At 60.6% G+C, this 12,044-nt stretch carries 7 protein-coding genes and 5 pseudogenes; 8 read left to right on the top strand and 4 right to left on the bottom strand.

Going from position 1 to position 12,044, the window contains the following annotated elements:
- Nucleotides 1–66: 66 nt before the first annotated feature.
- The 5 genes and pseudogenes from RFM68_RS15700 (at nucleotide 67) to RFM68_RS15680 (ending at nucleotide 4,110) form a co-directional block, all read left to right on the top strand.
- Nucleotides 67–380: pseudogene (locus RFM68_RS15700) on the top strand (co-chaperone GroES).
- A gap of 32 nt (nucleotides 381–412) precedes the next feature.
- Entirely contained in the window at nucleotides 413–2,035 is a 1,623-nt protein-coding gene (gene groL, locus RFM68_RS15695; RefSeq protein ID WP_320233877.1) for a chaperonin GroEL, read from the top strand.
- Nucleotides 2,036–2,074: 39 nt separating this feature from the next.
- Nucleotides 2,075–2,239 (top strand): annotated as a pseudogene (locus RFM68_RS15690) (DUF6481 family protein); the annotation flags it as partial.
- Nucleotides 2,240–2,324: 85 nt separating this feature from the next.
- A complete protein-coding gene (locus tag RFM68_RS15685; protein WP_320233876.1) occupies nucleotides 2,325–3,365 on the top strand; it encodes a fatty acid desaturase in 1,041 nt (346 codons plus the stop codon).
- 307 nt (nucleotides 3,366–3,672) lie between these two features.
- Nucleotides 3,673–4,110 (top strand): CBS domain-containing protein, encoded by a 438-nt coding sequence (locus tag RFM68_RS15680; RefSeq protein ID WP_320233945.1) that lies wholly within the window; start codon nucleotides 3,673–3,675, stop codon nucleotides 4,108–4,110.
- A 251-nt stretch (nucleotides 4,111–4,361) separates the two neighbouring features.
- Here the strand turns inward: RFM68_RS15680 and RFM68_RS33630 are convergent.
- Nucleotides 4,362–4,454, bottom strand: a pseudogene (locus RFM68_RS33630) (transposase); the annotation flags it as partial.
- A 71-nt stretch (nucleotides 4,455–4,525) separates the two neighbouring features.
- Between RFM68_RS33630 and RFM68_RS15670 the strand changes: the two are divergent.
- Nucleotides 4,526–4,675 carry a hypothetical protein gene (locus RFM68_RS15670; protein WP_320233950.1) on the top strand — a complete coding sequence of 50 codons (150 nt, stop codon included), beginning with the start codon at nucleotides 4,526–4,528 and terminating at the stop codon, nucleotides 4,673–4,675.
- Nucleotides 4,676–4,956: 281 nt separating this feature from the next.
- Here the strand turns inward: RFM68_RS15670 and RFM68_RS15665 are convergent, their stop codons facing one another.
- A complete protein-coding gene (locus RFM68_RS15665; protein WP_320233875.1) occupies nucleotides 4,957–5,412 on the bottom strand; it encodes a phasin in 456 nt (151 codons plus the stop codon).
- A 281-nt stretch (nucleotides 5,413–5,693) separates the two neighbouring features.
- Here RFM68_RS15665 and RFM68_RS15660 point away from each other — a divergent pair.
- Nucleotides 5,694–5,937: pseudogene (locus tag RFM68_RS15660) on the top strand (hypothetical protein); the annotation flags it as partial.
- A 297-nt stretch (nucleotides 5,938–6,234) separates the two neighbouring features.
- On the opposite strand, the gene RFM68_RS15655 reads toward RFM68_RS15660, so the two are convergent.
- Nucleotides 6,235–8,613 (bottom strand): sensor domain-containing protein, encoded by a 2,379-nt coding sequence (locus tag RFM68_RS15655; RefSeq protein WP_320233874.1) that lies wholly within the window; start codon nucleotides 8,611–8,613, stop codon nucleotides 6,235–6,237.
- A 202-nt stretch (nucleotides 8,614–8,815) separates the two neighbouring features.
- On the opposite strand from RFM68_RS15655, the gene RFM68_RS15650 reads away from it, so the two are divergent.
- Nucleotides 8,816–9,022: a hypothetical protein gene (locus RFM68_RS15650; RefSeq protein ID WP_320233873.1), complete on the top strand. Its 207-nt coding sequence runs from the start codon at nucleotides 8,816–8,818 to the stop codon at nucleotides 9,020–9,022.
- A gap of 19 nt (nucleotides 9,023–9,041) precedes the next feature.
- On the opposite strand, the pseudogene RFM68_RS33625 reads toward RFM68_RS15650, so the two are convergent.
- A pseudogene (locus tag RFM68_RS33625) lies at nucleotides 9,042–11,745 on the bottom strand (EAL domain-containing protein).
- Nucleotides 11,746–12,044 lie beyond the last annotated feature (299 nt).

Raw genomic sequence — 12,044 nt, 5'->3', positions numbered from 1 at the left:
ATCGAGTGCCAACGCGTCTATATGAGGGCGTGGTCGCCTTCACGCCGGCCCCAAAAAGAGCCCTTCATGAAATTCCGGCCACTCCACGACCGCGTCGTTATCAGGTGTACGGAAAGCGACACCAAATCCAAAGGCGGCATCATCATTCCCGACAATGCCAAGGAAAAGCCGCAACAAGGCGCAGTGATCGCCGTCGGCCCAGCCGCGCGCGACGAAAACGGCGCGCTGGTCGGCTCGAGGTCGAGGCGGGCGACTTGATCCTGTTCGGCAAATGGTCGGGCACCGAGGTCAGGATCGACGGGGAGAACTTGCTGATCATGAAAGAAGCCGACATCATGGAGATCATCGACGAGAGCGCGGCCGTCAAGAACGCCGCCTGACATCACTTCCTTCGAACGAACTGGAGAAAATCATGTCCGCCAAGGAAATCAAATTCTCCACCGATGCTCGCGACCGGATGCTGCGCGGCGTCGAGCTTCTCAACAACGCCGTCAAGGTGACGCTAGGCCCCAAGGGCCGCAATGTCGTCATCGACAAGGCCTATGGCGCGCCACGCATCACCAAGGACGGCGTCGCCGTCGCCAAGGAAATCGAGCTCGCCGACAAGTTCGAGAACATGGGCGCGCAGATGGTGCGCGAAGTGGCCTCGAAGACCAACGACCTTGCCGGTGACGGCACAACCACCGCCACGGTTCTGGCCGCCTCGATTCTGCGCGAAGGCGCCAAGCTGGTTGCCGCCGGCATGAACCCGATGGACCTGAAGCGTGGCATCGACCAGGCCGTTACCGCCGTTGTCAAGGAAATCCAGGCGAGGTCCAAGAAGGTGAAATCCTCCGCCGAGATCGCGCAGGTCGGCACCATCGCCGCCAATGGCGATGCCACCGTCGGCGACATGATCGCCAAGGCGATGGACAAGGTCGGCAATGACGGGGTAATCACCGTCGAGGAAGCCAGGACCGCCGAGACCGAACTCGACGTCGTCGAGGGCATGCAGTTCGATCGTGGATATCTCTCGCCCTATTTCGTCACCAATGCCGAGAAGATGCGCGCCGAGCTGGAGGACTCCTACGTCCTCATCCATGAAAAGAAGCTCGGCAACCTGCAGGCATTGCTGCCGATCCTGGAAGCCGTCGTGCAGAGCGGCAAGCCGCTGCTGATCATCGCAGAGGATGTCGAGGGCGAGGCGCTGGCGACGCTTGTGGTCAACAAGCTGCGCGGCGGCCTCAAGGTCGTGGCCGTCAAGGCGCCGGGCTTCGGCGATCGCCGCAAGGCGATGCTGGAAGATATCGCGGTGCTCACCGCCGGCCAGACGATTTCCGAGGATCTCGGCATCAAACTGGAGAGCATTTCCATTGACATGCTCGGCTGCGCCAAGCGCGTGCTAATCGAGAAGGACACGACCACGATCGTGGACGGCGCCGGCACCAAGGCGACCATTCAGGCGCGCATACAGCAGATCAAAAGTCAGATCGAGGAAACCACTTCCGATTACGACAAGGAAAAGCTGCAGGAGCGACTGGCGAAGCTCGCCGGCGGAGTTGCGGTCATTCGCGTCGGCGGCGCCACCGAATCCGAAGTCAAGGAAAAGAAGGACCGCATCGACGATGCGCTGAATGCCACGCGCGCCGCCGTGGAAGAAGGCATCGTCGCAGGTGGTGGCGTGGCGCTGCTGCGCGCCAGGTCGGCGCTTGCCGGCTTGAATGGCGCCAATGCCGATGTGACGGCGGGTATCTCGATCGTGCTGAGCGCGCTGGAGGCGCCGGTCCGCCAGATCGCAGAAAATGCAGGCGTCGAAGGTTCGATCGTCGTCGGCAAGCTCTCCGAGGGCAAGGACTCCAATCAGGGCTTCGACGCCCAGAACGAGATTTATGTCGATATGATCAAGGCTGGCATCGTCGACCCGGCAAAGGTGGTGCGGACCGCACTCCAGGACGCCGGTTCGATCGCCGCCCTGTTGATCACGGCCGAGGCCATGATTGCCGACGTTCCGGCCAAGGATGCTGCGCCACCCCCCGGCGGTGGCATGGGGCATTGACCGACTCCCTGCCGGGAATGCGCTGCGATGCCATCGCGCGAGCGCGAAGCACTGAAGGTCGCCGACAATGAGCGGGTTTTGGCGGAAGCTGCGGCTGCCAAGGCTGAGGAAAGGGCGGAAGCCGAAGCCCGTCAGACAGAAATTGGCAATCGAGTCTCGCGCATCGTGGCCGACGAGGCGGCCCGCAAGGCCCGTCAGGCCTAATACTTCAACACCTGCGCCCGATCCCACGGGCGCGGCCATTGCCCTAGCAGATGATCGCAGGGTGGCGAAAAACGAACTGGTTATAATGAGCGCACATATCTATCCACCCGCTTCACCTGTTGGAGACAATGCCGGAGCGTTGTTGAAGAAGCTGGCGCAATACCGACAGCCGCGTCTAGGGCGTAGCGCCTTCGAACTGTTCATCACTCTTATCCCTTTCGCCATCTTCTGGACCGCTGCTTGTCTTTCGCTGACCAACAGCTTCTGGCCTGGGCTCATCGCGATCCTTCCTGCCAGCGGCTTCCTGCTTAGGCTGTTCATGATCCAGCACGATTGCGGCCACGGCTCGTTCTTCGCCCGCCGCGGACTCGATGACTGGACCGGCCGCCTGCTTGGGGTCCTGACTCTGACCCCATATGATTATTGGAGGCGTGCACACGCCGCCCATCATGCGTCCGCAGGCAATCTCGACGAACGCGGGGTCGGTGACATCACTACGCTGACGATTGCCGAATACCGGGCCCTTTCGCCGATAAGGCGCGTCGGTTACCGGCTGTACCGGCACCCGGTTGTGATGTTCGGGATCGGGCCAGCTTGGCTTTTTCTATTCAAGCAGCGCCTGCCGTTCGGGATGATGAACTCGGGTGCCCTGCCTTGGATTTCGACCATGGTGACGAATATTGCGATCGTCGCACTTGCTGCCTTGATGATATGGACCGTTGGTTTGGCTGCCTTTCTCCTAATCCATCTGCCGGTCGCGCTGCTGGCAGGTGCGGCTGGCGTTTGGCTCTTCTATGTACAGCACCAATTCGAGGAGACGCATTGGTCGGGGGGCGAGGATTGGCGTTTTCCCCAAGCGGCGCTGCATGGCGCCTCGCACTACGATCTTCCGCCGGTGCTGCGGTGGCTCACCGGCAATATCGGCATCCATCACGTGCATCATCTGTCCAGCCGGATTCCCTACTACCGGTTGCCGGAAGTGCTGCTCGACCATCCGCAACTCGCCTGCATTGGCCGTATCACCCTCTGGGACAGCCTCAAATGCGTCAGGCTCGTGCTTTGGGACGACCGGGGCCGGAGGCTCGTTTCATTCCACGACGCCGCTGGTAGGGGCGCTTGCCCCTGAACGGCGCACTGGCAAAGGACGTTGTCAGGCTTGGGGGATTTTCAATAGCTTCTGCTCGTGTGGAATGATCGCTGCCCGCGAGGCGTGCGACCGGCGTGAGCTTGCTATTGCCGGGCCGTTTGGTCGGCCGCTCATCATTTCAGATCCGACTGGCCGAATAGAGTCTGGCCAGACCGCATCGTTCGGGTGCATAGTCATTTCCAGGACTTCGCAGGCGGAATTGCCCGCAGCAATGATATGCCAGGTCCTGTCTCTTGTGCTGCATCCGTCCGCGATCCCGATGGGACCAGGCCACATGGAGGCGACCATGCTGGTAAAGGAAGCGATGACGGGGAAAGTGCGTTGGCACTCCCCCGATACACCGATACGGGAAGTCGCGCGTGTGATGCGCGATGAAGGTATCGGTTGCGTGCCGATCGGCGAGAACGATCGGCTCGTTGGCATGATCACGGATCGCGACATCACGTGCCGCGCCGTGGCCGCCGGCGAGAGCCTCGATAAGTTGACATGCCGCGCGGTGATGTCGCCCGGCATATTCTTCTGTTTCGAGGATCAGACCCTGGAACAGGCGCTTGGGCAAATGCAGGAGCGCCAGGTGCATCACCTTCCGGTGCTCAACCGGCAGAAACGGATGACGGGCCTCATCTCGTTGGGTGATGTCGCGCTGAAGGCCGAAAGTGCAATCCTCGCGCCGCTTGCCAAAATCGCCGCACGCGACGCTGAACGGCACCTCAGAGCCGCCTGAGATTCGGGTAGCTTTGCGAGGGATTGGCTGGGGCGGCATGCGTTAAATGGAAACGGGCATGCCGCCCCAAAATCCTTGTTATCGCATCCGTTTGCAAAAGCTCGGCTTCCGCGCTCTATCCGTGCGTAATGGTATCGTTCCTCATGGTCGTCACTGATAGTCTGTTGGATAAGCGCCGTTGATCCCGCATTCCAGAAAGTGTGAGGCCTGCCATAATGGTTCGCGATCTCCGCATGCAGTATCGGCCAGCCATGCCGCGGGCTGATGTGATGAAAGACGCCGGCGATCGTGCGGCGAACGCGGGAATTGAACCCTTCGACCGAATTGACGTGGACGGAGCTGCGAGGAACACCATGTTCGCTTGCCAGAAAATTTGCCTTGGCGCTTTGCTGCACCGGCGGCAGCCTGCCTCTCGATGACAGGGCATCCGACCGCCGCGGAGTTGGCACTGGGCAACGGGCAAAGCATTCATCTTCTCGCCCGCTTCGACGGGGTCGTCTACTACACGGTCGAGCAAGACGGCTACAATGTCGTCGCGACCTTGGCAACCGGGGCGGAAGGATGACCCATTCGGTTCAGTTCCACACTTCGTTCGGGCCAGCGCTTCGTCATCTCGGTGCCCCAAGCTGCCGGCGAGCCGTCTGTCGATTTGGAAATTATCCGGGATGGCGAAATGGTTCTCGTGGGCCCAATCACAGCCCCGGCGGAAGAAGTAACAACCGCAAGGGTGGCCGACCGGTGAGGGGCGTCGCCGCGTCCGGAATTGAGCTGATCCCTAATTCCGGACGCTGAGATCGTCACACTAGTCTTCCTATCGGCCGCGCCAGCCGTGCGAAAACCGCAAAATCAGGCGGCCTTGAGGTCTTTCAGCACCTTCTCGAAGGCGTCTGTGACCGGCTTGGACACGTCGGCCGCCGCCTTGGCAGTGAGATCCTGAAATTCCTTGGCCTGCTCCACACCCATTTCGATGCGCGTGCGCAGGAAGGTCGTCTGCAACTCAAAAACTTCTGGCAGCGACTTCGCACGGACCAGAGCCTCGACATGCGAGAAATCAGCTTCGGCATTGGCGCGCAATGCGGCGATCATCTTCAGCGACAGCTTGTTACCAACGGACTTCGCGGTTTCGGCGGTCGACTCGAGCGCCTTCCGGGCGTCTTCAGCGCCCGACTGGAATCTTGCAAGAGCTTCTTTCGACTGCTCGACGCCCTTTTCGGCGACTACGCGAAGTTGATCGGTGGCCTTGCCAGGGTCGGCTGTCGGAAATTCGGCGGTTTCGGTGGGTTTGTCGGCGGTCTTGGACATTTCCTTATCCCTTCCGGTTGACGATGTTGTCTCGCCCGCCCCCAGCACAGCGAGGCCAGTATGTGGCAGTATTACCTGCAGTGCAACATTTTGTTGCGGCGCACAATATTTATATTTGAAACTGTGCTAAGTGGACAGATCTCGCTATGACAATCGGCCTGGTCGGTGGTGCAAGCGCACTGGGGCCAGGCGCTATCGTGCATGGTGGCTATCGGGTTGAGCGCCGTCAAATTGACGGAGCCTCATTGAAGCGAACGTCAGGCTAGAGTCGATGATGTTGGGCCAACGACAAGCGCGACGAGGATCGGGACAGTCCCCTCGGGTGCGACAGCGCCGCCCAGCGCGAGCGAATTCGCCGCCGACATGGGTATCCAGACCCACTCGATGTGCATGGCCGCCGAGGGCATGGTCGCAGCCTATGAACACATCGTCGGGGAGAGCTGGAAGCCGTATGAACGGCAGGCCGAAAATCCCGGCCAGACCGTCAGCCGGCAGGCTGCCGACCTCCAGATGGCCGCACTCGGACGGCCGGTACGGGCGGGGCCTCGGCTCCGCCCATTCCTTTGCGATTCTTCGCAGGCCGAACCCGATGGGATGCCGGCCTTTTCTATGTTGCGGCTGACGCCACTGGCGGCTTGCTCTCGACCGCGAACGCCGGAATTGAAACCGCCAGACCGGCGGTGAAAACGAGGACCGCAACGATGGCACGTCTGTCGATCATCAGATTTCCCTTACAAGTCTGGAGAGCCCCACCTTCGGCCGGACTTCGCCCACTTGGTCTTTTCGTTAGCTGCAGGCTCGGTGCCGATGATGGCTACGCTACTATCGTCCGCGGCGAGGGCGCGCCACGCTCGCTATCGCTGCAGGTCTGCCGACCTCATTGGCATATGCCTCAATCGGATAAGGGCGTCCGATCAAATATCCCTGCAGCGCATCGCAGCCCTCTTCACTGAGAAAGTCCAACTGATCGATGGTCTCAACGCCCTCTGCAATGATATGCATCGACAGGCCTCGGCCCAGTCCCACGATCGCGCGAATGATGGCAGCAGATTGCGGGTTCTTCTGAATCATCCAGACAAAGGACTTGTCGATCTTGATCTTGTCGAAGGGAAAAGACTGAAGATAGGAAAGCGAAGAATAGCCTGTCCCGAAGTCGTCCAGGGCGATCTTCACGCCAAGCGATTTCAGCCGCCTGAGGATCGAACTTGCCCGTGAGAAGTCGTCGAACAGCACGCTCTCGGTTACTTCCAGCTCAAGCCGCTTTGGGTCGAGCCCCGTCTCCAGCAGAACCGAATGCACCAGGTCAGGAAGATTGCCCTGTCGAAACTGCACCGGAGACAGGTTGACGCCGACCTGGATCGGTTTCACCCACGAAGCCGCCTCTCGGCACGCCTCCCGCAGCACCCATTCGCCGACGGGTACGATCAGTCCGCTCTCTTCGGCAACCGGAATGAATTCGGCGGGTGGGATCGTCCCTCGTTGCTTGTGGGTCCATCGGATCAGAGCTTCGAAGCCGACGATTTCGCCGGACACGCTCGCCTGCGGCTGGTAGTGCAGGAACAACTGGCCACCTGCCAGCGCAGACCGCAAGTCTTGTTCGAGGGCACGGCGTTCGCGTAGCTTGCGATCCATGTCGGCCTCGAATATCCGGAAAACACCACGGCCGTCGGCCTTGGCGCGATCGAGCGCTGCTTGAGCATTGCTCAAAAGCGCTGTGACGTCAGTAGCATCATCAGGGAAGAAGGCGACACCGATGGTCAGTCCCACGCGCAGGGGGTGGCCTTCGACATCGAAAACGTCGGCGATCGTCGCCAGCAGGCGGTCGGCCAGATCTACGGCCGCCGCAGGATGCTGGCCCTCGCTGACGATTGTGGTGAACCCACTGCCGCCCGTCCGCGCGAGGAAGTGCTTGCCCGTGGCTGCAGCAAGGCGTTTCGCCACCTGGCCAAGTAGAGCGTCCGCGACACCCGGGCCATAGACGTCGTTGACTTCCTTGAACCCGTCGATGTCGATGCGCATGACTGCAAAAGACTCGCGTCCGGATGTCGCCCGCTCAAGCGTGAACTTGAGACGCTCGACGAGCGCCGCCCTGTTGGGAAGATCGGTCAATACGTCATGCGTGGCCATGTGGGCGATTTGCGCGGCATCTCGCTTGCGCTCTGTGATGTCCTCGGCGACGGCAAGCACGTATTTCGACTTGCCGTCGTGGCTCTCGACGGCCAGGCGTCGGGTTACGAGATCGCGCACGCCTTTGTGCCGTGTGGGGATCTTCTCTTCCGTAGCGCCGATCAGCTCCGCCCGAGGGATACCGAGCAGTTCCTCGCCCGCCCGGTTCATCAAGACGTAGCGGTGCTGCCCCGCCTCTTTCGCGAAGAGCATGACCGGAATGTTCTCGATGACCGTGTCCAGGAACTCCCTGGTGCGCCGAAGGTCGTCTTCCGCCCGCTTCCGCTCCGTCACGTCCATGATTGCGACCATGAAAGCCGCGCGGCCGTCATAGTCGATCGGCTTGGAATAGGCGAGGATGTCGATCAGGCTGCCGTCCGCCTTGATGTGACGCCAGCTGCGCCCGGTTTGGTACGAGCCCTGGCCAGTGCCGACGATCCGACGGAACGCCTCGATATCTTCGCGAGGCCTAATGTCGAGTATCGACTTGGAGAGGAATTGCTCTCGCGTGTAGCCATAATGCTCGATGGCGGCCTGGTTGACGTCCAGAAAGCGCAGGCTTCCCAGGTCGAATACCCACATCGGGAGCGGATTCTCCTCGAACAGGAGCTGCAGCGAGGCTTCGTGTTGCTTCAGCTTGGTAATGTCCGTAATACTGCCGACCACAAAACGGGCACCGGTCGGCAGCAACGCGCGCGCCTTGCGCGTCACAGGTGTGCGAATCTCACCGTGCGGCCCCTGGATGATCTCTTCGTTTTCGTTGATTTCGCCGGTGTCCAGCACCAACCGATCGATGCCCCGGAACACATCGGCTTGTTCCTTCGGGACGAAGTCATAGTCTGTCTTGCCGGCCAGCTCCTCGCAGGAATGCCCCATGAACTCGCACATGCTTCGGTTCAGCACGACGAAACGGGATTGGCTGTCCTTGGCGAATATCGGATGCGGGACCGCATCCAGCACCAGCCGCACGGCGTCGGCGTCGTCCCTGGAGAACGACTTGGCCAGCTGGTCGACCGAAAATTCTGAACGCGACATCCTGCATCTCGCGTTTTTTGAAGAGTCCAGCAAGATTTCTATATTCAGAACTCTTACTTGTTCGTAACGATCAAAGATAATTAGTTACCGCTAATGTATCGACCGGCGGTTGGCTGATCTGCTAACTTAGGCGGCCGCAAGTCCCATAAGACTTTCGGAAGCTTCTGCCCACGATCGATCGGTTTGATGCGCGGAAACAACGATGCCAAAAGATCCACAGCGGGCCCGTAAGATACAGGATTTCGTTGTCACCGACGTCCTTGAGGAGGCCGGATATTCCGATCGAAGAATTGTCATCACCTTGGTGGATGTCCAAGGGGGCAGCCTGCGGCTTCACTTAACTGCGGTGACCGGAGAACTGCTTTGCGAGCGCTTCGCCAACGCGCTGGAAGAAAGGTACGGCAAATAGGCAGCTTCGCCAATGAATCTCATTCTGGCGAAGTGTGACCGCCTTGCTCCTTGTTGAGCAGTCTCGCGATCCCCTGGGCCGAGACCGGCTTGCTGAAATGATAGCCCTGCATCTCGTCGCAATTGTTCTTGCGCAGGAACGCCACCTGGTCATCCGTCTCGACGCCTTCGGCGATCACCCTGAGATTGAGCTTCTGGCCAAGCGAGATCACGGCGCTGGCGACGGCCTGGTCGTTCTCGTCGGTAGCGAGATCGTTGATGAAGGATTTGTCGATCTTCAGCCGCGCCACCGGAAAGGTCTTCAGTGCGCTGAGGCTGGAATAGCCGGTGCCGAAATCGTCGATCGAGATCTGCACGCCGAGGCTCTGCAACGCGTTCATCATCGCCACCGCCGTGTCGACATTCTGCATGATCAGGCTTTCGGTCAGCTCAAGCTCGAGATATTTCGCCTCCAGGCCGCTGTCCGTCAGCGCGTCGATCACGTGGCTGATCAGGTTCTTTTCCTTGAACTGCCTTGCCGATACGTTCACGCACACCACCAGCGGCGGCAGGCCTGCGTCCTGCCAGGCCTTGTTCTGTCTGCAGGCTTCGTGCAGCACCCAGTCGCCAATCGGCACGATCAGGCCGGTCTCCTCGGCCATTGGGATAAACTTCATCGGTGCGATCAGTCCGTGGCTCGGATGGTTCCAGCGGATCAATGCCTCGGCAGCAAAGACGTTGCCGGAGCGAAGATCGACCTGCGGCTGGTAGAGCAGTGTGAACTCGGCGCGCGCCAGCGCGTTGCGCAACTCCTCCTGCAGCAGGAATTTCTCCTGGGCCGTCGCGTTGAATTCGGGCGCATAGAACTGAAAATTGTCGCGGCCAAGCTCCTTGGCGCGGTACATCGCGGCATCGGCATTGGCCAGCAACACATCGGCGGTCGCGCCGTCGTCAGGGTAATTGACAACGCCCATGCTGGCCGTTGCCCTGATGTGACGCTCACCCAGACAAACGGGCTCCGCGATCGCCGTCCGGAGCTTCTGCAAGGTCGCGCCAACCAGGTCGACATCCGGATCCTGGTCGAAGAGCACGACGACGAATTCATCGCCGCCCAGCCGCACGACGGTATCGGTCGCCCTGACGCATCTGACCATGCGGCTGGCGAGGGTCTTCAACAGCGCGTCTCCGGCATTGTGGCCGAGCGTATCGTTGACCAGCTTGAAATTGTCCAGATCGATGAACACCACGCTCACCCAGCGGTCGTAGCGCTGCGCATAGAGGATGGCCTGCGAGAGCCTGTCGCCGAGCAGGGCACGGTTGGGCAGCCCGGTCAGCGTGTCGTGGTTGGCCATGAAATGGATGCGGTCTTCGGCAAGCTTGCGCTCGATGGCGATGCCGGCGATGCGGGTGGTGAAATCGATGAGATTGCTCTCGGCCTTTGTCGGCTCGCGCACCGTCTTCGAATACATGGCAAAGACGCCGAGCACCACGCCGGTATGCGACAGGATCGGCGTCGACCAGCAGGAACGGTAGCCATAGGGCCTCACCAGATCGCGAAAATCCTCCCACAGCGGATCGCTCATGATGTCGGTGACGATGACCGGCTCGCGCCGGTAGGCGGCGGTGCCGCAGGAGCCGACCTTGGGACCGATGCGGGTGCCGTCGATGGCGTGAGTGTACTCCTTCGCCAGGCTGGGCGCCGCGCCGTGGTGCAGATGTCCGCCGGCCTTGTCGAGCAGCAGCACCGAGCCGACTATACCGGTCAGTTGCGACTCGATGAGGCGCATCAGACGTTCGAGCACCTCAGGAAGCGGGGCGCTTGTCGCGATCATCTCCAGGATATGCGCCTGTCCATCCCGCAGGTCGTCCGCTTGCTTGCGCGCCGTGATGTCGCGGGCGATGCCAACCAGGCCGAAGATTTCGTCCTCGGCGTTTCGCAGGGGGTACTTTCGTCGACGACAGCCATTTACCGGTGCCCGAAGCATCGACGATGAATTCCTCCTTGTCGACCATCGGCTGGCCGCTGCGCAGCAAGTCCTGCTCGCTGGCGCGGAACTGCCGGGCGAGTTCGGGCGCGTGCAGGTCGAAATCGTTGAGGCCGATCATCTCGCTCGCATCCCGCTTTCCATGGTCGGCGGCGAGCGCCTTGTTGACCACGACGAATCGGCTTTCGGTATCCTTGACCCACAGGTAGTCGGGAACCCAGTCGATCAGCGCCTGCAACGAAACGCGTTCGCTGACCATCACGCGGCTGGCGGCGAGTTCGGTGACGTCCTCATGTGTCGACACCCAGCCCCCGCCGGGAATCGGCTGACGGCCGACCTGGATGATGCGACCGTCCTTGAGTTCGGCGATCCAGGTCCTCGACCCGGTGCTGGAACTGATCGAGCGGGCGAAAGCCAGATAGGCCGGGCCGTCCATCGCGGATGTTCCCGCAGCGAGCAGGTGTTCGACGACGTCGGCAAGTGTAATGCCCGCCTGCAGCTTGTCAGGCGCGATGCCGTATATTTGGGCGTAGCGGCGGTTGCACAGGATCAGCCGCTCATCGACGTCGAAAAAGCAGATGCCTTGCGGGATGTTGTCGATTGCCATCTCGAAGCGTCGTGCCTGGGCTTCGAGCACAGCAATCGCGGCCCTGAGTTCGCGCTCTAGGGTTTCATAGGAGGCAACGGCCAGCTGCGACAGCGCGGCCAGATGGGTCTGACCGGCTGTCTCCACAGTGGCTATTGACGATTCCGCGACCAAGCAGCGTTCTCCAATTCGGCCTGCCGAACAAAACAATATGGCCGGGAATGAGCTAAGATCGTCGCCATGTTAATTGATGTCTACTAATTGTCCGTGAACGTCTTCCTTAGATTGGCCTAGATGTCATCTGGTTGCCCATTTGGTCGATCGGCGGCGGGAAATTGAAGCGATAGTCATCCATAAGACAAACGAATTGTGCTGCAGCAGTTCACCGATATCAGCGTTCGATCAGAAGGTCGACCGTGAGCCTTGCGCGGCGTCTGTTGCCATATGAGACGGACACTTTGCTTCGACACTTC

The organism is Mesorhizobium montanum (assembly GCF_033977145.1).
GTDB lineage: Bacteria > Pseudomonadota > Alphaproteobacteria > Rhizobiales > Rhizobiaceae > Mesorhizobium > Mesorhizobium montanum.
The sequence above is the reverse complement of the archived record's forward strand: the minus strand, read 5'-3'. Positions and strand labels throughout refer to the sequence as shown.